Origin of the sequence: Myroides gitamensis (assembly GCF_029894455.1) — a bacterium.
Classification (GTDB): Bacteria; Bacteroidota; Bacteroidia; order Flavobacteriales; family Flavobacteriaceae; genus Flavobacterium; species Flavobacterium odoratum.
Genome location: NZ_JARYHN010000001.1, coordinates 557,232 through 577,637, shown reverse-complemented (window position 1 = coordinate 577,637; position 20,406 = coordinate 557,232). Strand labels below are relative to the sequence as shown.

Below are 20,406 nucleotides of genomic sequence, written 5' to 3'. Positions count from 1 at the left end.
TTGGAGGAAATGCAATATTTCACATACAACAAAAGGCCTAAAAGAACGAATTCTTCTAGGCCTTTTTGTATGCTTACTTTTGGTGATTTACTGCACTCTTTCTGTTGTCAAATCGAATCCCCAATCCTTTCCTTTTAATACAGCAGGAACTCCTTTTACCATCCATACAGGTGCTTGTGCTCCTTTTAGGTAATAATCAAAAAACTGCTGTTGACGAATTTGAATATCTTTTCTATTTTGACGTTTCATCAAATTGTGTTCATCTCCATTATAATTCAACATCCACACTGGTTTTTCCAATCGACGCATCGCCATAAACATTTCAATTCCTTGATACCAAGGCACCGCTCCATCGTTATCATTGTGCATAATTACCAAAGGCGTTGTTATATTCGGAACTTTGAATAAAGGAGAGTTTTCAATGTACAAATCATATCCTTCCCAAAGTGTTTTACCAATTCTACTTTGTGTTTTTTCATATTGGAATTGACGGCTCATTCCCGTTCCCCAACGAATTCCACCATAAGCCGAAGTCATATTAGCTACTGGAGCACCTGCCCAAGCTGCTGCATACATATCTGTAACCGTAACCAAATACGTTACTTGATATCCTCCCCAACTTTGTCCTTGAATTCCGATTTTATCTCCATCAACCCAAGCATTTTCTTTCAAAAACTCTACTCCAGAATTAATAAACTCTTCTGCCGCTTTTCCTGGGAATCCATCTGTATAACTAATATCGGGTGTAAATACCAAATAACCATTACTCACAAAATAAGGAATATTTAAACGAGAAGGTGTCGGTGCTGGTGCTTCATAACGATTCAAGTTATCCGATAATTTTTCGTAGAAATACACGATCATCGGATATTTCTTCGTTGCGTCAAAATCTTCTGGTTTAAACAAAACTCCAGTTGCCTCGTATCCATTAGGCGTTGTCCAATGCACTAATTCATTCGTTCCCCAATTGTATTCTTCTTGTTGTGGATTCAATTGACTTAGTTGGGTCATTAGATTTAATTGCTCTCCTACATATAAATCATTCGAATGGATAAAATTCCCTTTTGTAACAGCGTATACAGAAGCATTTTTCGCTTTAGACAATGAGGTAAATCCGCTGTAATTCTCAACTACAATCTTCGTTGGATTCTCTCCTGTTTTTAAATTCACATAAAAATAACCTGCATCTTTGGTTTGATTATCCAATACAGCTGCAATTGCTTTTTCATTTCGATTGAATGATTTCTTTTCATCATCTAATTGCAATAAATCAAACGTAAGATTATGTTGACGTCCATAGCCATTGGTAATCATACGAGGTGCTTTATTTCCTTTCAGGTAAAACTCCCATATATCATATCGATCTCCAATCAACACTGATTCGTCGTTATCTGTCCAACCTTTTATTCCATAAGCAGAAGGAAGATCTGGCATATCAAATTCTTCTTCAGCGAAAGATACGGTTACCCCTTTATTCAATTGTTTGGTAATCCCCGTTTTTACTTCATACACATACCAATTTGCCTCTTGACTATTGTAGTATACTACAGCAGTTCCTTTAGGAGATATGGTCGCTCTTCCAGGTAAATCTTTGATAATCTCTTTGCGTACTCCTGTGCGCACATCAACAATATAATACGATGTCACACCTGAAATATCCCATTGTTTTTCTACCCGTCTTCCATAATCAGATGCTTGAAATGCGATAGCTGCATCTCCCTCATCTACTAAAGACGTATAATTTGATGTTTCATCTGCCAAGGCAACAATAGCATTTACTTTTGTAAGATCCATCGTTGCTACATACGATTTCTTCAAATCTTTATCTAAATTGACCAATTGTTGTGGTTGTAAATAATCTTCTTTATAATGCCAAATATCAACAATAGCGTGATCATCAGCAATTAAAGTAGTATCCTTTGCAATTGGTTGAGGCGCTATTCCAAAGTATAATCTTTTTCCATTTTTACTGAATTGAGGCGTATAATTTTCTGATACCACCCAATTTTCAGGCATTCCTTTACTTGTATTAGCAACTAAAGGGGTCGCTTTTTTAGGTAAAGAAGCATGGTAAATTGTATATGTTTTCACCAAAGCTTTCTCTTCATCCCCTGTATAGGTAAAAACTACTTGTTTTCCTTCTTTATCCAAGTTAAACTGGGTAAATTTCCCTTCTCCAAGTAATAAAGCCGTTTTCTTCCCTGTTTTTACCTCTAAAGCATAGGCTCCATATTCTTGGTTAATAGGGGTAATTACAGTAGTTTCTTCTGCTACTTCTTCTTTATTCTCCTCTTTCTTGTCCTCTTTTTTCTTTGGTTCCGGATTAGCCGTTACATAAACAAGATAATTTCCTTTTTCATCAAAATGGTACGACACCACGTTGGCAATACGTTCCTCTTTGGCTGTTTCCAATTGGCGTACAACAAGCGTTAAAGGTTCATTTTTATCTGTTTTCTTCTCCGCTTTTTTCTTTTTTCCACCAACCGTATCTTGTTCTTTTTCTAACAAATAAGCTAAAACATCATTTCCTTTTTGTGGTAATTTAAACGATTTTACCTGTGGAATTTTCACTATAGTTTGTTGCATCAGATTGTATATCGCTAATGAATCTTTAGCAATTTCGTCTTCTTTCTTTTTCTTGTTTTTTACAGCTTTTAAGTCCGTATATAATGGTCTAATAGCAAAAACAATATATTTAGAATCAGCTGTAAATGCTACTTGTTCTCCACGAGGGAACACTTCTTTTTTCTTTTGATCTAAAAACTGAAGCACTAAGGTTTTATCGCCTTCTTGTTGTGCAATTTGGTAAGTAATTGCTTTTCCGTCGTTCGTAAATTGTTTGCTTGCAACCGTTTCCCAACGATCATATACCGAGTGATCTAAAGGTTTCTTTTGTCCATACCCTAAAGTGGCTGTCAATAGTAACAAACCAATTCCTAAAGGGGCTATTCTATTCATTCGAATCATTATATAGGTGTAAAATGTTGATTTAAGTATTTTTATCGAAAGGTACAAGATATCGCATTAGCCCTGATCTAGCAAATGTATTAACACCTGAGATTCAAAGGATGAAGCGTTGATTAGATGATATGCAAGGATTTAACTTTTTTATCCAATATATTAAAGGCTGATTTTCAATCTTTAGTAATAAAAAAAGGGACACTAGTTCCCTAGTATCCCCTCTATTTTCTATTCTTTTAATACTTATGACTGCAAATCTTGTATAAAAACCTCTACATCGGTATCAAATGTAGGTTCTTGTATGAGTTCCAATGCCATTGTTGTCATTTTTTTAAAGTGAACTTTAGTATAACTACGCCCAAAGCTCATCTTACAGAAATCTCCTACTATCCCAAAGACACCATTAATTTCTTCTTCTGTTACTTCTTTTTTGTCTGCAAATCTACCTCTTAGTACAGCTGCGCCCACAAAAGCTCCAATTTTCACCACCAAATCTGTATTTAAGACTCCTTTTTTATCCGCTAAATACAATAATTCATCTAGGTTATGATGAATCAATGCCTTTATATCCATAATCTACGCTCTTAGTTAAAACACAAAGTTATAAAAACATTCTGGAAATCTTAGCTAATAAAAAAAGCTTCCTTTAAAATTAAGGAAGCTTTGCAACTATTGCAATTACATTTTTTTAAAATAAAGGTATACTTTTTCGTCTTTTGTTATTCGACTATAATCTGAGATGCGATCTTCAACTCTTAAATAACCAGCTTGAAAACCAATTTCTAATTCTCCTTTAAAATGATCTTTTCGTCTATATGCCCTTCCATCTTTTGTTTTCCCATCATCTTTATATAACTGTTCATAATAACCATCTTCTATAGAAGTTCTCATATAACCAGGACGTAAAAGTTCATTTTTTTGTAACAAACGAGGAAATTCAAAAATACTCATACATTCTAGTTTTCCTTCAACTTTATCCAAACGAAAATTATTATACGTTAAGGAATCTAATACTGATGTTGTTGGATTTCTATGTACCAATAAATAGTCAATTCTTTTACAGTTACTTGTTTCACCAACTACTCCTACTTTACGATCTCCTATTTTATTTCCTACATATTGATATTTACCTGTTTGCAATTCATCCAAATTAGCTAATTCAGTATAAGGTTGAGAAAAAATAGGATCATCTGAAGACGATTTATTATCATCACTTGAACAAGATGCTAGGGCGATACTCCCTACTAAAATCGCTATTATCTTTTTCATTTCGCTTTGGTTTTATTAATTAAGGAAACAAATATATTCTTTTTTATACGACTAAAAATAAAAAAGAGTCTAAATAGACATTTAGACTCTTTTTTTAACATATTTTCTCTTAACCTATACGTGTAATGCGCGGTTTTCAGTAGCCGCTAAAGCAGCCTCTTTAATAGCCTCTGCAAACGTTGGGTGAGCATGAGACATTCTTGAGATATCTTCAGCTGAAGCTCTAAATTCCATAGCTGTTACTGCTTCTGCGATTAAATCAGCAGCACGAGCACCTACCATGTGAATTCCTAAAACTTCGTCTGTATTTTGGTCAGCGATAATTTTCACTAGCCCATCCAAATCACCACTAGCACGAGAACGTCCTAACGCTCTGAATGGGAAACTACCTACTTTGTATGCTACACCTTCTGCTTTCAATTGCTCTTCTGTTTTTCCAACAGCAGCAACTTCTGGCCAAGTGTAAACTACACCAGGGATTAAGTTGTAGTTGATATGCGGTCTTTGACCAGCTAAATATTCAGCTACTAAAACTCCTTCTTCTTCCGCTTTATGTGCTAACATTGCTCCACGAACTACGTCACCAATTGCATAAATATTAGAAGCTGTCGTTTGCAAGTGATCATTCACTTCGATTTGTCCTCTTTCCGTTACTTTTACTCCCGCTTTTTCAGCATTCAATCCATCTGTATATGGACGACGACCTACTGCTACTAACGTGTAATCACCTTCTAATGTGATGATTTCTCCTTTTTTATCTTCAGCAGAAACTTTTACTACATCTCCTTCACGTACAACACCTTGTACTTTGTGTGACGTGTAGAATTTCATTCCTTGTTTCTTTAATACTTTCGTCAATTCTTTTGAAACTGCACCATCCATTGTAGGAAGGATACGATCAGCGAATTCTACTACAGATACCTGAGCACCTAATCTCAAATAAACCTGACCTAATTCCAATCCAATTACTCCACCACCAATGATAATCAAGTGTTTTGGTACTTCAGGAAGTTTTAACGCCTCTGTAGAAGTAATAATACGCTCTTTATCTAATTGGATAAATGGCAAAGTTGATGGTTTAGAACCTGTAGCAATAATAGTGTGTTTTGCTTCAAATTGCTCTACAGAACCATCGTTCTTTGTTACATTAATTGTAGTTGCATTTTCAAATGATCCAACTCCTTCGAATACAGTAATACTATTCTTGTCCATTAAGAATTTAACTCCTGAACAAGTTTGGTCTACAACAGCTTGTTTGCGCTCAATCATTTTGGCTAAATCCACTTTTACATCTCCAGCAATTTCGATACCGTGTTCTGCAAAGTGTTTCATCTCCTCTACCATGTGAGAAGATGCCAACAACGCTTTAGAAGGGATACAACCTACGTTTAAGCAAGTTCCACCTAATGTTGCATATTTTTCTACGATTGCAGTTTTAAAACCTAATTGGGCACAACGGATTGCAGCTACATATCCACCAGGCCCTGAACCAATTACAACTACGTCAAATGAATTCATATTTTTTTTAACTTTTTGATGTTTATATACGATGTACAAATGTACGCTTTTCTAAAATAACTCTTTACACGATTCGGTGTTGTTTTTATGATAAAAAAGCCATTTTGCACTAACAAATAACTTTTAAACTCTTTTGTGCGACTTCGATTACAAAATGGTTGGTATCAAATTCATAATATTCCCCATCTATTTGTGCTCCATTCTTTGGGCTGTGCTTAATTTCAACCTCTATTTTGGTTGTTTGCACATAATCTGTTCGTCTAAATTTTTCTGTTTTTTTCAGTAAAACATATAGCCCAAAGGTCAATTGTTTTAAAATACCAATTTTAGGTACCATTAAATAATCCAATAACCCATCTGTAAGGCTTGCTTGAGGCGTCAAACTCATGTTATATCCCATTTCATTTGAGTTGGAAATAAACAACAACAAGGGATTTACTTCTTTTGTCACTCCATTATAGGTTACACGCATCTGTTTCGCCTGATAATGCTGAGCAGAATTTAAAGCGGCACGAATATAGGCCCCCAATTTTCGCTTGCCTGATTTTTCGTATTGTTCAATAATGGTCGCATCAATTCCGAATCCCATATTACTAAAGAAATACTCTCCATTCAACACCCCCACATCCATAGCAACAACTGATTGTCTTTGGATGACTTCAAGGGCTTTATCAATATCTTTAGGAATAGACAAATTAGAAGCTAATCCATTACCTGAACCAACAGGTACTACGCCAAATAGTACATCTTTGTGTACTAACTCAGTAGCCACTTCATGAATTGTACCATCCCCTCCACATGCGACAACAATTGATGCCCCTTGTGTTAGCGCTAATTTGGTTAATTCAATGGCGTGTTTTTTGTGAGTAGTTAAATGAACAACAACGTTATATTTTTCGCTGGGAAAAAAAGTTCTAATATGTTCTTCTGTAATATTGTGTTTACCTTTTCCTGAAATAGGATTAACGATAAAATGAATATGAATCATACAACGACGATAAGGGATTGAAAAAATACGTATTCCTCCGTATTTTATTTTTATTATAACAAGAAAGTCAACTTATGTTGACTTTCTATACGGTTGGTCCTTCCCACTCCATAATTCCTCCAAGTAAATTAAAGGTGTTTTCAAACCCTAATTGGTTCATCAACATACAAGCTTGGTTACTTCTTCCGCCTGCTTTACAATACACGTAGTAGTTCTTTGTTTTATCCAATTGCTCTACTGCATCTAAAAAACCTTGACCTTTATAGATATCAATATTGATTGCATTGGGAATTGAAACTTCTTCGACCTCTTCATCTGTGCGAACATCTAACATAACAGCGTTGCTATCATTTTGATATTGTTCCCACCATTGTTCTTGTGCTAAATCCATTTTTTGCTTACTTGTTTTAATAGCTTCAAAGATAAAGTTATTTTGCGTGTTATCTATTATTTCGCGCTAAAAAAAGACTTTTGGTAGGATTTATTGTTTTACTTTGTTCTATCAATTACAAGAAATAATTTATGTCATCACATCACATCGTTCGAGATGATCAAGAACCTGCCTTAATTATTGCTAATGGGGCGGCATGTAGTCAAGATTTATTAGATCAATTACTAGAATGGTCTCCTTATATTGTAGTATTAGATCAAGCGATAGAACGAGTTATTGAACTGAACATCAAGGTAGATGTATTGATTGGAGATTTTGATCGAGATTTTGATCCAACCGTATATCTTGCCAAACAGTATCCTTTAGAAATTATACACAGCCCCGATCAAGAAACTACAGATTTGGAAAAAGCGTTAAATTTCTTACTAACCAAAGGAATAACGGCTGCTAATGTTATTTGGGCAACTGGTAAAAGAGCAGATCATACCTTCACGAATATTACAACTTTAGTGAAGTATCGCAATAGCATGAAAATAGTTATCCTCGATGATTATTCTAAAATTTTCCGGTTACCTTCTACCTATAAAAAATGGTATACGAAGGATACTATTTTATCTTTGATTCCCGTTGGAAAAGCTGGCGGAATTACAACATCTAATTTGAAGTACCCTTTGTTGAATGAAGCCTTAGAACTCGGCATTCGCACAGGATCAAGTAATAGTGTGCTAGAAGATGGTATAGTCAGTATCACCTATGAAAGTGGCGATTTACTATTAATGGAATGCACGGATTAATTTTGTGTTTTCACTCTTATTAAATAACAAATTGAGCGAAAAATACCCGTGTAAATTATATAAAAAAAGGGACTCTGTTGAGTCCCTTTTTTAGTATCGTTACTTGATTATTTTCCTAAGAAAATTTGGAAACCTAGAGATAATCCTAATCCATTATGTGCAGAAGCACTTGCTTGATTAGATTTACTGTAGTTATATCCCACAATTGCTTCTAAGGCAACGTTACGAGAGACGAAGTGAGAATACCCTGCATTAATGTTAAATGCGAAAGATGTATCGCTTTCTCCTGCAACTTCAGCACCTGAAATACCTACAGCACCTTGTCCAAAGAAACGTCCTGTAGCACTAGCTCCCTCTGGGAAATAGTATCTTGCAAATGGCATAACTTTATAACTCCAAATGTTATCACCGTCTTTTACTGTTTGAAACCCTGTTCCAATCTCAAGACCTACCGCAATTCCATCAGAAATAAAATAACCTGCTCTTGGTGTTACATTAATATTAAAACTCTCTTCTTCGAAACTATATCCAGTTGATCCTAAAGCTCCCCCAACAATCCAGTTTCCTTTTTTGATTGGTGTTGTTCCAACATCTTCAGATAATTTTGGTGTTTCTACTAATTTTCCTTTTTGTGCATGTGCAATTGTCATACTACCTAACAATAATGCTGCAATCAATGTAATCTTTTTCATCTTTTTTGCTTTTTTAATTATACCTATTTTTCTTAGCTGCCTTCATCAAGTTTGGGATAAAAATTCTCGTTTTAATACTAACAAGCTTTTATTCGTACAGATGAGACCGTTAATTAAATATTGTCGAAGTTCTTCCTTATTGGGATGGGTAATGTATTTCGCCCACTCATCCGAAAGAAGTACTTTCTTAATTTCGCTTATGCGTTTTGCTGTGTCTTTGGCATTTCTGCGAAACGCATCGCTACCGTTAAGACTTGCATAATGTTTAAACGTCACTTCTTTTTGCAAAAAATTAACACTTATAACATAGTTATTTTCTCTTTCATCATTGGGATAAAAACTAGACCAGGCGGCATAACCAACTGTATACCCTTGATTTGCATGTTTGTCAGAAATCAATTTCCATCTACAATTCGCAACTCTCCCCCAATGATTTGCATATCTAAAAATACCTTGTGCATCAAAGAAATAACAACTCCCTTTTTCACTTTTAAAATTGGGTTTTTTATCTGCTATTTCTTCCATCGGAACTTCTGTCCATTCACAATATGTATGTTTAAAAAAATTCGTCGCGTTGTATTTTTTCATTTACACCTTCAATTCTTCACTTTCATTTACGATAACGATACCATTCTCAATCAACTTTGTTTTCGCTTGTTTCAGTCCTTCAACTGTAATTGGCTTCGTTGCAAAATCTAAAAAATAAGTTTTAAACCCTGCATTCTTAGCATCCATTGCGGTATAAAACACACAAAATTCTGCTGCCAATCCACAAACATACACTTCTGTAACTTGTTTATCCTTGAGAAAACCTAGAAGCCCTGTCGAATCAATTTTATTGTTATCGTAAAAACCGCTATAGGAGTCGACTTGTTTATTCATTCCTTTTCGAAATACAGCAGCGACGGAATTACTCTTCCACGCTTTACTAAATGCTGCTCCTTCCGTTCCTTGTACGCAGTGATCAGGCCATAATACCTGCGGTATTCCATGCACTTCAACCACATCGTATACGTGCTGATTGAGATGCTGAGAAGCAAAACTTTGGTGATCCAAAGGATGCCAATCTTGCGTTGCAACAATCAAATCAAAACGATCTTGTATTGCATTAATATAAGGGATAATTACATCCCCCTCTTTCACTGCTAAGGCTCCGTTCGGTAAAAAATCAACTTGTAAATCAACTACCAATAAAGCTTTCATAAGTTACTACTTTTATTTTAAATTATAACAAAAAAAGAAACGAAAAATATATTTTATTTACTATCTCTCAAATTCTTTCAATGTTTTTACGATAATAGACACACAATCCAACAATTGTTCATCATTCATTACTAAAGGTGGTGCGAAGCGAATAATATTACCGTGTGTAGGCTTAGCCAATAATCCGTTATCTCTTAATTTCAAGCAGATATTCCAAGCTGTATCACTATCCTCTGTATCGTTGATTAAAATTGCATTCAACAATCCTTTTCCACGTACTAAAGTACAGATGTTGCTTGTTTCGATATATTTTGTTAATTCACTTCTGAACAATTGCCCTAAACGTTCTGCATTTTCTGCTAATTTTTCGTCCAATACAACATCCAAAGCCGCAATAGCAATTGCTGCTGCCATTGGATTTCCACCAAAGGTAGATCCATGTTGTCCTGGTTTGATTACGTTCATGATTTCATCATCTGCCAATACAGCTGAAATAGGGTAAGCACCTCCTGATAAAGCTTTTCCTAATACCAGGATATCTGCTTTTACATTTTCGTGTTGGATTGCCAACATTTTACCTGTTCTAGCGATTCCCGTTTGTACTTCATCTGCAATGAACAATACATTGTGTTGCTCACATAGTAATTTTGCTTCTGCTAAATATCCTGTTTGCGGTACATAAACTCCTGCTTCCCCTTGAATAGGTTCAACCAAAAATCCAGCAATTGTTGCACTATCTTTTTCTAATGCTGCTCTTAAAGCATCAATATTATCATAAGCCACACGGATAAAACCATCCGTATAAGGACCGTAATTTTTTCTAGCTTCTTCATCATTTGAGAACGAAATGATTGTTGTAGTTCTTCCGTGGAAGTTATTTTCACAAACAATAATTTTTGCTTGATTTTCAGCAATTCCCTTCTTCTCATATGCCCATTTACGACAAACTTTCAAAGCCGTTTCCACTGCTTCAGCTCCAGAATTCATTGGCAATACTTTATCATACCCCATCAATTCAGTGATTTTCTTTTCATACACTCCTAATTGATCGTTGTAGAAAGCACGAGAAGTCAACATCAATGTATTGGCTTGTTTCGTCATTGCTTCAATAATTCTCGGATGACAGTGTCCTTGATTTACTGCTGAATAAGCAGATAAAAAGTCATAGTATTTTTTCCCTTCAACATCCCAAACATACACTCCTTCACCTTTTGATAATACAACTGGTAGTGGATGGTAGTTATGTGCTCCGTATTTATTTTCTAAAGCAATAGCTTGTTCTGAAGTTATTTTTCCTGACATAATAGTATCTGTTTTAATTTACCTGCAATTTACTTCTTTTTATGCACATAATTCGAAAAATACATTCATCTACCCTATTTTACACTTGTTTGTTCCTAAAAAACCGAATGCTTGTTCTTTGTGTATTTTTAGCATTCATCCTCAAATAAATCAAACTGCAGTCCCTATCTATTTATTTTGTTCTATTTTTTTCATCAATCCTTTAAATCTATTGCAGAAGTTACAATGAAAAAAGAAATAAAAAAAAGTGACCAAATTACCTTTGATCACTTTTTTTTCTATTTGCTTATTTTAATTTTTCTTCAATTTCGGTCCATTTTGTTGGATCTTCTTTGATGTCGATATAATAATCATACAACATACGAGTTAATTTTACTTCCACTCGTTGTCCCATCACTTCATTCAAGGTAAAATAACCGTGAAATTCTCCACCTTTTTTAATCAATGGCGGTTTTTCTGCATGTGGATTCCAAGGCGAGAAATTACTCTTATCATCTCCATAAACACCATATTTATTCCAAATAGATTTTTTATTGTATTCATTGCCATAAATTCCATTCGAATTCCACACCGAATTTTTATTTTCTGAGGGGCAATTCAGACAACCTAAATATTCTTGAGCTTTATTGTTGCTGTAAATTTCTAAAATTTGCGCTTTTAAATTAAAGGAAACAAGACAAAATAAAGCAACTAGTACATTAATTTTCTTTCTCATTTTTTTGTTGTTTTGCTCCTTGCAAATTACAATATATTTTACATTTTACCCTTATAGAATCTTTTCTTATTTGTTAAATTATAGTGCGATAAAAGACGTTTATATCATTTAAGCTAAATTTTCACTCTATTTCATTTATTTTCAACAAACATCACCCTTATTTACTGTTAATAACATAATAAAATTTATTTTTTTATAAAAAAAGAGTACTTTTAATGTTTACTAGCTATGTAACATTTATTCTATCAGGAATATAGTACGTATACGCTATATTATGTAGCACACATTTCACAAAAACTAATTTTTATGCAAAGCCAACGCTTATCTCTTACTATACTTGATCATCATGACAATGCTTTTATGATGGAAATTGTCAATACCCCTGGTTGGTTAAAATTCATTGGTAATCGCAATATTTACAGCGCATTAGACGCACAACTTTACATTCAAAATATTTTAGACAATCCATTATTTACCTATTGGGTGGTTCGCCTCCATACAGATCAAAGTCCTATTGGTGTTGTTTCGCTTATTAAGCGAACACACTTGGATGCTCATGATTTAGGTTTTGCTTTTCTTCCTCATCACATGAATATGGGCTATGCACATGAAGCTGCTTCCAAGGTCATTGAGCACCTAAAAAACAATCAATTACACACCAAGCTATATGCAACAACGCTACCAGAGAATAGAAGTTCAATTAAACTCTTAACTCGTCTAGGTTTTCATTTTATTGAAACCATACATCCTGAAGATGAACTTTTGAATTTGTATCAGTTGGAACTAAATAAAGGATTGGAGGTATAAGAATAACCGCCAGAAATCCTCCTTATCTTTGGTAGATAAAAACCATATAAAGTACTTCTTCCTATGAAATGTATATTATGTCAAAGTCAGTTAACCCATAAAGTTGATCCGCACTATTATCACTGTGACACTTGTTTTGCATACGTCAAAGATGTTCAATATTACTTTTCGGAAGAACAAGAAAAAAAGCACTACGAATTTCACAATAACGATGTCAATGATTTAGGCTATCAAAAGTTTACCTCACCCATCACCAATGAAATTCTCCTGCGTTATCAACCCGATACTTTAGGATTGGATTTTGGTTGTGGCAAAGGCCCTGTTATTACTAAACAATTAGTTGACCGTGGCTATGCAATCAACTTATATGATCCTTATTTTTATCCGGATAAATCATACCAAAATTACCAATATGATTATATTTTCAGCTGTGAAGTATTTGAACACTTGTATCATCCTCATGAAGAAATTTTACATTTAAAAGGACTATTAAAACCTAAGGGAATGTTGTTTGTTATGACACATCTCTATGCTAATCAAAAACCTTTCGAATCGTGGTATTACCGCAAAGATGAAACTCATGTTTTTATTTATACTGCTCAAACCTTTGAATATATCGCACAACACTATCAATTCACTATACTAAAGATCACAGAGCGTTTTATTGCTTTAGCCTCCTTAGACTAAGAAAGTGATTTTTTCTAGTTCAGTACCAAATGATTCAACAAAAAAGGAGTAATTCAGATGAACTACTCCCTTTCTTATATACTGCTTGTTACCAAGCAGTAAGAACAATAAAAAAAAATTATGAAATCTTTATATGTTTAGAAAAATCGAGGTGCGACTTTTCTTCTTTTCTTATTTGCAAGCTCAAACTTCATGAATATCTCATGAGAACCTGAGTGATAATTTGCTAGTTTACTGGTATCTGCATCATAGGTATACCCTACAAACAAACCGTCTGAAACTTGAAAACCAGCTAATCCACTTACTGAAGCATCCCAACGATAAGCAGCACCTAACGTGAACTTTTCATAGAACCAGAAGTTGGCAGTAAGATCAACTTGTAAGGGTGCACCTGTTACCACTTTTACTAAAGCAGCAGGTTTAAATTGAACCTGGTAATTCAAATCAAATACATAACCTCCCATCAGATAAAAATGAGTTTTCTCATTCATCACCTTATAGTCATTATCATTGTAAATCGTACTAGACAAAATCATAGGAACAGATAATCCGACATAGGCTTTGTCAGAATATAAATAGACCCCTGCCCCAACATTACCTGAAAACTTATTTGTGATATTGTTTTCTGCCACAGGATCTGTTCCATCATAGATATGCAATTTATTGTAATCGACATCCAAAAGAGATCCTGTTCCTTTTAGTCCAAATGCTAATTTATAGTCATAGTTTAAGTTCACGGTATACGCTAAATCAACGGATAAACTATTTTGATCTGTCACTCCTAAACGATCATTTTTAAAGTGAACGCCCATCCCTAAACCATTATCTGTTAAAGGTGTTGTTACAGATAAGTGTGCAGTTTTAGGAGCTCCTTCTAGGCCTACCCATTGTGTGCGATACAATCCAAAAATCTGTAGTCGATCAACACTACCTGCATAAGCAGGATTGATGACTGCAGGATTATACATGTATTGGGTATATTGCGGATCTTGTTGAGCAAAAGTTTGTTGGATACTCAACCAACTCAAACTAATCAGAACAAAGGACTTTATTGTGTTTTTTATTTGCATAGCATTCATTTTTAATTCGTTTCAAGGTGGAGATTAGCTGCCTTTTTAATCATGCGACTTCCATTGGCATCTTTGTATTCGTAGGTAACAACATAGTAATAGGTTCCACTTGAGAGTTTAGCTCCTCTATCTACTGTTACTTTTCCTTCTGAATATCCTTTAAAGACATTACTACTTCCATCTCCTTTTGGATCGTATCCTGTAGTTTCATATACTCGTGCACCCCAACGGTTGAAAATTTCTACTTTATTGTTGGGATAGTTTTGGATATTTTCAATGATGAAATAGTCATTTTTTCCATCACCATTGACTGTTACGAGGTTATAGATGACAACATCTCCGTCTGTAATCCATTCTTTCTTAACTGCTGCCAGCGTAAAAAAACCATAGCCTTTTACACCCGCAATTGTGGTTACTTCTTGGGTTGACATATCCACAACTCCTCCTTCATCTACCCATAATTGTTGCCTTGCATCCCAACGTACAATGTGTAACTCTTCTTCGGGATTAGTTAATATTTCGGGTGCTGTAGTGGATTCATCCCAACTTAACGTCAACAGTACATCACTGTGTTTATCGTTGCCTTTATTAATAATCCAATATTCTTGATCATTAAGCTTTTTAACCACACCTACACTATTTGGACGTGCCTTAAAAAAAGCGGGATCATTATACACATATTGACCGATGAAAACAGCGTTATCTTCTTTAGGAGCAGAAATATGCGCCGAACGATATTTTCCTCCATCTCCACTGGGATAAGTAAAAGATTCATTCCCAATCTTCTCTATGGCTCCTTGAATATGAGATGCATCACTAACTTGGTGTACCTTAGCTCCTTTTTTAAACGTAAACATTCCATTAGATACTTTTGTTATGGAATTATAAACTGAATCCACTCGAATAATTCCATTTTGAAACTCTACTATTCCTGAAACATCAATGTTATTTCTTAAATCAAAAGCCACATCGTGTACTGGGCTATCAAAGGTAATATGATGAAAGGAAGCCATTTGGTTCCCTTTAAGTTGCTTGACTTGTTGAGAAGATTCTTCTGTTTTAAATATGGTAGTAGAAGTCGTATTATGCGTTGTCAATCCATACGATCCATCATTAGCAAAATTTTCAAAATAAATTACCGTACCATCATTAGTCATCTCACCTGATTTACTATTTTCAAAATCTCCTTTAAAGAATACTAGACTTTCTGGTGCTATACTCAAGATACCTTCATTTGTAATCGGATCGGTACTTTGTCCATAAAGTAGTAGACCGTTGAAGACTAATAGCCATACGATATATTTTCTTCTCTTTTTCATCCTTTTTTTGTATTAATTTTGATTGTTCTTCTGATCTCAAAGGGTAAATCTCACTTCCGTATCATCATCATAAAAAACAAGGAATATTACTGCAAGATTGTATTCAATGCATTTACATTTCTTCACTTTGATCTCAATTTATTTGATTTACAAAATCATTTATTTACATTTTATCAAGTACCGTACCAAAAAAATCTCAATATTAGATTTTATTCTATTTTCACAACAAAAAACAAACACAACAAACTGATAACAAATATTTTAACCCATAAAAACAAATATTTAAAAAACATGGATTATTTATTTAAAAAATTTTATCCTTTCATCTTACCCCTTTCTTACCTGATTAATTTTAGCATAAAAAAAAAGGATTAGCTGTTTCCAGCTAATCCTTTTCAATTGAAAAAATTAAATTACTTATGTTACATTACTTACAAGTTCACAATGATAAATTCACTTCGTCTATTTTCTTGGTGTTGTTCGTCGGTACATTCTACACCATTGCTACATGTATTCACCAATTGACTCTCGCCATATCCTTTACCTGTCAAGCGTTTTGCTGCTACACCCTGGCTGATCATCCATTGAATCGTAGCTTGCGCACGACGCTCAGATAAAGCCATGTTATACGCGTCATTTCCGCGGCTATCGGTATGCGAACGTACGTCAATCTCCAGTTTTGGATGTTCAAGCATGACGTCAACAACCTTTTGCAATTCAACTTGTGCATCCGGACGAATCACTGCAGAGTCAAAATCAAAGTGAATCGGTGATAATTTCAATTTCTTGAATAAATCATGCCCTTTCTCAATCAATTCTATTTGAATGTTCACGCGTTGCTGCGCATCGCGGTTGGTATCTACTTCAAATTCCTTAGAAAAATATCCTTCTTTATGAACTTGAACGCGATACTGCTGACCACAGAATAACTTCTCAGCGCTATAGTATCCTTGCTCATCGCTATATACCTTTTCAACGACTTTATTCTGCTGGTCGTATACCGTGATTTCTACCCCTTGAATACCGCCATGGGATTCGAGATCCGATACCACACCGTCCATGATTTGATAACATGGTTTTTCTACAAATAAATACACGTCATCGGCTCCATGTCCGCCTGCTTTATTAGAAGTAACAAACCCTTTCTTCGAAGCAGTGTCAATATACAAACTGAAATCGTCAAAAGAACTGTTGATATCCGGTCCTAAGTTAACTGGTACTCCCATCTTCCCATCGGGATTGATCTTGGATTTGTACAAGTCCAATCCTCCAAATCCGGGGTGGCCATCACTGGAAAAATACAACATATAATCACTCGAGATAAAAGGGAAAGTCTCACGTCCTGCCGTATTCACCTCGTGACCCAAATGTTCAATTGGTCCAAATCGACCTGTTTCATAGATACTCACGCGGAATAAATCCGATTGACCTAAGCTTCCCTGGCGATCCGAAACAAAATACATCCATTTCTCGTCTGGAGTTAATGCTGGGTGAGCCGTGTTATAATCCGCTACGTTGAAAGGCAATTCCTCCACTGTCCCCCAACTTCCATCGCTTTGTTTGCGAGATTTGTAAATCTTCAACAAAGACGATTCTTCCTCGTTGTATTGGGCGCGTTTGCCCCCGCGTACTGAACCATTATTACTAGTAAAATACATCGTATTCCCATCTTTTGTAAAGATAGCCGTTCCCATATTTAGCTCTTTGGAAGCAATCTCCTTGGCGAATAAAACAGGATCGCTAAAGCTACCGTCTTGGCCAATGGTCGTGGAATACAACTTGGTATATTGTTGATTGGTCCAACTGTGAACCTTGTTTTTCATTTCATCACTCTCGCGAGAAGAAGTAAAAATCAATCGATTGTCTAAAAGTGTAGCCCCATAATCCGAATGCTCGCTATTGGTAGACAGATTAACCAAGGTAAAACGAGACGATGGTAGGGTTTGATCTACTAATTCTTCGTGGGAAATGAATAACTGGGCGCGAGAATCCGAAGACTGAAGCTTCGCAAACTCTTGCAACACTTTATCGGCCTGTTCGGTATAATTCATCGCTTTTAGTGTTTGCCCATAGCGATAGTAATATTCTTTGTCTAAAGCACTTACATTCTTATCGGCATAAGAACCTTGAAACAATTCGTCATACCACTTAAATGCTTCAGCAAACTTGCCATTGAAGTAATAGGAATCGCCGAGTTTACTCAAAACAGAGGCGTTTGCCTCGCCTTTCTCAACCATCGTTTCATATACCTTAATTGCATCAATATAGGCATACGTATCAAAGTTGCGATCAGCTTTGCGCTCTTTTCTATTTTGTCCCAAGCTACTTATACTTGAAAATAGTAAACAAAGCAGGACGCCATTAACTATATATTTTCTAACCATATATGCTTGTCTTTAGAAGAAGCGAGGAGCCACTTTTCTTCTGTTGTTATTAAATAATTCAAATTTCATAAAGATCTCATGAGAACCCGAATGGTAGTTGGAGAGCTTGCTGGTATCTGCGTCATAGGTATATCCTACAAATAGGCCTTCAGTCACTTGGAATCCTGCCAATCCACTAACAGAAGCATCCCAACGATACGCTGCTCCCAAGGTAAACTTATTGTAGAACAAAAAGTTTGCCGTCACATCTACCTGTAAAGGCGATCCTGTAGCCACTTTTACCAAAGCGGCTGGTTTGAACTGAATGTCGTGATTGATATCAAATACATACCCCCCCATCGCATAAAAGTGAGCTTTCTCTTTCATCACTTTATAGTCGTTGTCGTTGTAAATACTATTAGACAAAATCATAGGAGCCGACAACCCTACATACGCTTTATCGGAATATAAATAAACCCCTGCGCCTATATTACCTGAAAATTTATTGCTGATATTGTTTTCCGCAATTGGATCTGTTCCGTCATAGATGTGTAATTTATCATAATTCACATCCAAGAGTGATCCACTGGCTTTTAATCCAAAGGCCAATTTATAGTGGTAATTCAGATTGACGGTGTACGCTAAATCAATCGATAAGCTGTTTTCGTCCATCACACCTAAATGGTCATTCTTAAAGTGAAAGCCCATACCCAAACCGTTATCAGTCAAAGGTGTTGTTCCCGAGAGGTAAGCCGTTTTAGGCGCTCCCTCTAAGCCCACCCATTGGGTGCGGTATAATCCGAAGAGTTGCAAGTGATCTACACTTCCAGCATAAGCCGGGTTGATCGTTGCGGGATTATACATGTATTGTGTGTATTGCGGATCTTGTTGAGCCAAGGCTGGATACATACTCATCAAACCTAAACAGCTCAGCAAAACCTGCTTGATTGTGTTTTTTCTTTTCATTGCTTCCGGTGTTAATTGGTTTCAAGGTGTAAATTCGCCGCTTTTTTAATCATGCGACTTCCATTGGAATCGGTGTACTCATACGTAATCACGTAATAATACGTTCCACTGCTGAGTTTGGTTCCTTTATCTACAGTAACCTTACCTTCAGAATAACCCCTGAAAACATTGGTACTTCCATCCCCATGCGGGTCATACCCTCTAGTCTCATAAACGCGAGCGCCCCAACGATTGAAGATCTCAACCTTATTGTTGGGATAGTTCTTGATGTTATCAATGATAAAGTAGTCGTTTTTCCCATCTCCATCTGGAGTAACTAAGTTGTAGATTACAATATCTCCGTCTAACACCCAGTCTTTATTAACTGTACCTAAAGTGAAAAAACCATAGCCTTTTACCGTACCAATGGTTGTTACTTCTTTGGTAGACATATCCACAACTCCACCTTCATCAACCCAAATTTGCTGTTTGGCATCCCAGCGAACAATGTGCAATTCTTCCTCTGGATTGGTTAACACAGCGGCAGCTGTAGTAGATTCATCCCAAGTTAGAGTCAACAACACATCACTTTGCTCGTTGTTCCCCTTGTCGATAATCCAATATTCTTGGTCATTGATTGCCTTGATAACCCCTACCGTATTGGTACGAGCCTTGAAAAAAGCAGCATCATTATACACGTATTGTCCTAAAAAAACATCGCCATCCGCTTTAGAAGCTGAAATACGAGCAGGACGATATCGCTCGCTATCGCCTATTGGATAGATAAAAACTTCGTTTCCAATCTTTTCTACCGCGCCTTGAATATGAGAAGCATCCCCCATAGACTGCGCTTTTCCGCCTTTTTTAAAGGTAAACATCCCGTGGGAAACCTTCGTTACTGGATTGTAGGTGGAATCAACCAAAATGATTCCATTTTGAAAATCAACTAAACCTGAGGCATCTATATTATTCTTTAAATCAAAGGCTACTTTACTCACCGGACTATCAAAAATCACATTGTAAAATGAGGCAATCTCATTCCCCGCGATTTGTTTAGCTGTTGTTGGCAGACCTTCAACTGTAAAAATAGTGTTCGAAGTGGTGCTTCCCTTAGTCAAACCATAGCCTCCATCATTGATAAAATCGTGATAATACATCACAGTTCCATCATTGGTGACATCTCCAGATACTTGATTTTCGAAGGTTCCTTCAAAGGAAACTAAACCTGCTGAAGATACAGAGAGGATTCCTTCGTTACTTGTCAAAGAAGGATCTTCTTGTCCATATAGTATTATACTACAACAATTTGCAAGTACTAGTGTATATATTATTTTCTTCATCATATCTCTTACTTAAGTGAAAGGGAGACCGAATGTTTGTAA

The 20,406-nt window shown here is 35.7% G+C and carries 19 protein-coding genes; 3 read left to right on the top strand and 16 right to left on the bottom strand.

All coding sequences use genetic code 11. The annotated features are described in order from the left end of the window. Positions 1 to 87 precede the first annotated feature (87 nt). The 6 genes from M2306_RS02595 to M2306_RS02570 form a co-directional block, all read right to left on the bottom strand. Positions 88 to 2,958, bottom strand: coding sequence for an alpha/beta hydrolase family protein (locus M2306_RS02595; RefSeq protein ID WP_259187882.1), 2,871 nt, complete (start codon positions 2,956 to 2,958; stop codon positions 88 to 90). Positions 2,959 to 3,204: 246 nt separating this feature from the next. After that, positions 3,205 to 3,534, bottom strand: coding sequence for a hypothetical protein (locus tag M2306_RS02590; RefSeq protein WP_002985955.1), 330 nt, complete (start codon positions 3,532 to 3,534; stop codon positions 3,205 to 3,207). A gap of 105 nt (positions 3,535 to 3,639) precedes the next feature. Continuing rightward, complete coding sequence (locus M2306_RS02585; protein ID WP_115090839.1) at positions 3,640 to 4,230, bottom strand: hypothetical protein; 591 nt, start codon at positions 4,228 to 4,230, stop codon at positions 3,640 to 3,642. Positions 4,231 to 4,344: 114 nt separating this feature from the next. Then, positions 4,345 to 5,748, bottom strand: a complete 1,404-nt coding sequence (lpdA, locus tag M2306_RS02580) for a dihydrolipoyl dehydrogenase (protein WP_002985960.1) — start codon at positions 5,746 to 5,748, stop codon at positions 4,345 to 4,347. A 109-nt stretch (positions 5,749 to 5,857) separates the two neighbouring features. Next, positions 5,858 to 6,736, bottom strand: coding sequence for a diacylglycerol/lipid kinase family protein (locus M2306_RS02575; RefSeq protein ID WP_115090840.1), 879 nt, complete (start codon positions 6,734 to 6,736; stop codon positions 5,858 to 5,860). A gap of 85 nt (positions 6,737 to 6,821) precedes the next feature. Next, positions 6,822 to 7,127, bottom strand: a complete 306-nt coding sequence (locus M2306_RS02570) for a rhodanese-like domain-containing protein (protein ID WP_115090841.1) — start codon at positions 7,125 to 7,127, stop codon at positions 6,822 to 6,824. 131 nt (positions 7,128 to 7,258) lie between these two features. Here M2306_RS02570 and M2306_RS02565 point away from each other — a divergent pair, with 131 nt between their 5' ends. Beyond that, positions 7,259 to 7,921 carry a thiamine diphosphokinase gene (locus M2306_RS02565; protein WP_115090842.1) on the top strand — a complete coding sequence of 221 codons (663 nt, stop codon included), beginning with the start codon at positions 7,259 to 7,261 and terminating at the stop codon, positions 7,919 to 7,921. Positions 7,922 to 8,028: 107 nt separating this feature from the next. Here the strand turns inward: M2306_RS02565 and M2306_RS02560 are convergent, their stop codons facing one another. From M2306_RS02560 to M2306_RS02540, 5 genes are all read right to left on the bottom strand, one after another. Then, complete coding sequence (locus tag M2306_RS02560) at positions 8,029 to 8,613, bottom strand: outer membrane beta-barrel protein (protein WP_002985967.1); 585 nt, start codon at positions 8,611 to 8,613, stop codon at positions 8,029 to 8,031. Between the two features lie 45 nt (positions 8,614 to 8,658). Further along, positions 8,659 to 9,201 carry a hypothetical protein gene (locus tag M2306_RS02555; RefSeq protein WP_002985969.1) on the bottom strand — a complete coding sequence of 181 codons (543 nt, stop codon included), beginning with the start codon at positions 9,199 to 9,201 and terminating at the stop codon, positions 8,659 to 8,661. Further along, positions 9,202 to 9,816 (bottom strand): bifunctional nicotinamidase/pyrazinamidase, encoded by a 615-nt coding sequence (gene pncA / locus M2306_RS02550; RefSeq protein ID WP_115090844.1) that lies wholly within the window; start codon positions 9,814 to 9,816, stop codon positions 9,202 to 9,204. 60 nt (positions 9,817 to 9,876) lie between these two features. Next, the gene (gene rocD / locus M2306_RS02545; protein WP_115090845.1) at positions 9,877 to 11,118 is read right to left on the bottom strand and encodes an ornithine--oxo-acid transaminase; all 1,242 of its coding nucleotides are present in this window, start codon (positions 11,116 to 11,118) and stop codon (positions 9,877 to 9,879) included. 286 nt (positions 11,119 to 11,404) lie between these two features. Next, positions 11,405 to 11,833: a hypothetical protein gene (locus M2306_RS02540; protein WP_115090846.1), complete on the bottom strand. Its 429-nt coding sequence runs from the start codon at positions 11,831 to 11,833 to the stop codon at positions 11,405 to 11,407. Positions 11,834 to 12,139: 306 nt separating this feature from the next. Here M2306_RS02540 and M2306_RS02535 point away from each other — a divergent pair, with 306 nt between their 5' ends. Together M2306_RS02535 and M2306_RS02530 are read left to right on the top strand one after the other, a co-directional pair. Then, a complete protein-coding gene (locus M2306_RS02535; protein ID WP_115090847.1) occupies positions 12,140 to 12,640 on the top strand; it encodes a GNAT family N-acetyltransferase in 501 nt (166 codons plus the stop codon). Positions 12,641 to 12,703: 63 nt separating this feature from the next. Beyond that, positions 12,704 to 13,327, top strand: coding sequence for a class I SAM-dependent methyltransferase (locus M2306_RS02530; protein WP_115090848.1), 624 nt, complete (start codon positions 12,704 to 12,706; stop codon positions 13,325 to 13,327). Positions 13,328 to 13,464: 137 nt separating this feature from the next. Here the strand turns inward: M2306_RS02530 and M2306_RS02525 are convergent, their stop codons facing one another. From M2306_RS02525 to M2306_RS02505, 5 genes are all read right to left on the bottom strand, one after another. Continuing rightward, a complete protein-coding gene (locus tag M2306_RS02525) occupies positions 13,465 to 14,397 on the bottom strand; it encodes a PorP/SprF family type IX secretion system membrane protein (RefSeq protein WP_115091664.1) in 933 nt (310 codons plus the stop codon). A gap of 11 nt (positions 14,398 to 14,408) precedes the next feature. Beyond that, a complete protein-coding gene (locus tag M2306_RS02520; protein WP_259187881.1) occupies positions 14,409 to 15,716 on the bottom strand; it encodes a T9SS type B sorting domain-containing protein in 1,308 nt (435 codons plus the stop codon). A 431-nt stretch (positions 15,717 to 16,147) separates the two neighbouring features. Next, positions 16,148 to 18,100 (bottom strand): OmpA family protein, encoded by a 1,953-nt coding sequence (locus M2306_RS02515; RefSeq protein ID WP_259190953.1) that lies wholly within the window; start codon positions 18,098 to 18,100, stop codon positions 16,148 to 16,150. Positions 18,101 to 18,112: 12 nt separating this feature from the next. Beyond that, positions 18,113 to 19,045 (bottom strand): PorP/SprF family type IX secretion system membrane protein, encoded by a 933-nt coding sequence (locus tag M2306_RS02510; RefSeq protein ID WP_115090420.1) that lies wholly within the window; start codon positions 19,043 to 19,045, stop codon positions 18,113 to 18,115. Between the two features lie 11 nt (positions 19,046 to 19,056). Next, positions 19,057 to 20,364, bottom strand: coding sequence for a T9SS type B sorting domain-containing protein (locus tag M2306_RS02505; RefSeq protein WP_410795548.1), 1,308 nt, complete (start codon positions 20,362 to 20,364; stop codon positions 19,057 to 19,059). Positions 20,365 to 20,406: the final 42 nt, after the last annotated feature.

Bases quoted from the DNA above. Each gene is read 5' to 3' on its own strand.
- M2306_RS02560 (WP_002985967.1), bottom strand. From the start codon at position 8,613: ATGAAAAAGATTACATTGATTGCAGCATTATTGTTAGGTAGTATGACA.
- M2306_RS02535 (WP_115090847.1), top strand. From the start codon at position 12,140: ATGCAAAGCCAACGCTTATCTCTTACTATACTTGATCATCATGACAAT.
- M2306_RS02590 (WP_002985955.1), bottom strand. From the start codon at position 3,534: ATGGATATAAAGGCATTGATTCATCATAACCTAGATGAATTATTGTAT.
- rocD (WP_115090845.1), bottom strand. From the start codon at position 11,118: ATGTCAGGAAAAATAACTTCAGAACAAGCTATTGCTTTAGAAAATAAA.
- M2306_RS02510 (WP_115090420.1), bottom strand. From the start codon at position 19,045: ATGAAAAGAAAAAACACAATCAAGCAGGTTTTGCTGAGCTGTTTAGGT.
- M2306_RS02585 (WP_115090839.1), bottom strand. From the start codon at position 4,230: ATGAAAAAGATAATAGCGATTTTAGTAGGGAGTATCGCCCTAGCATCT.
- M2306_RS02565 (WP_115090842.1), top strand. From the start codon at position 7,259: ATGTCATCACATCACATCGTTCGAGATGATCAAGAACCTGCCTTAATT.
- M2306_RS02575 (WP_115090840.1), bottom strand. From the start codon at position 6,736: ATGATTCATATTCATTTTATCGTTAATCCTATTTCAGGAAAAGGTAAA.
- M2306_RS02520 (WP_259187881.1), bottom strand. From the start codon at position 15,716: ATGAAAAAGAGAAGAAAATATATCGTATGGCTATTAGTCTTCAACGGT.
- M2306_RS02515 (WP_259190953.1), bottom strand. From the start codon at position 18,100: ATGGTTAGAAAATATATAGTTAATGGCGTCCTGCTTTGTTTACTATTT.
- M2306_RS02530 (WP_115090848.1), top strand. From the start codon at position 12,704: ATGAAATGTATATTATGTCAAAGTCAGTTAACCCATAAAGTTGATCCG.
- pncA (WP_115090844.1), bottom strand. From the start codon at position 9,816: ATGAAAGCTTTATTGGTAGTTGATTTACAAGTTGATTTTTTACCGAAC.
- M2306_RS02570 (WP_115090841.1), bottom strand. From the start codon at position 7,127: ATGGATTTAGCACAAGAACAATGGTGGGAACAATATCAAAATGATAGC.
- M2306_RS02525 (WP_115091664.1), bottom strand. From the start codon at position 14,397: ATGCAAATAAAAAACACAATAAAGTCCTTTGTTCTGATTAGTTTGAGT.
- M2306_RS02595 (WP_259187882.1), bottom strand. From the start codon at position 2,958: ATGAATAGAATAGCCCCTTTAGGAATTGGTTTGTTACTATTGACAGCC.
- M2306_RS02505 (WP_410795548.1), bottom strand. From the start codon at position 20,364: ATGAAGAAAATAATATATACACTAGTACTTGCAAATTGTTGTAGTATA.
- M2306_RS02540 (WP_115090846.1), bottom strand. From the start codon at position 11,833: ATGAGAAAGAAAATTAATGTACTAGTTGCTTTATTTTGTCTTGTTTCC.
- M2306_RS02555 (WP_002985969.1), bottom strand. From the start codon at position 9,201: ATGAAAAAATACAACGCGACGAATTTTTTTAAACATACATATTGTGAA.
- lpdA (WP_002985960.1), bottom strand. From the start codon at position 5,748: ATGAATTCATTTGACGTAGTTGTAATTGGTTCAGGGCCTGGTGGATAT.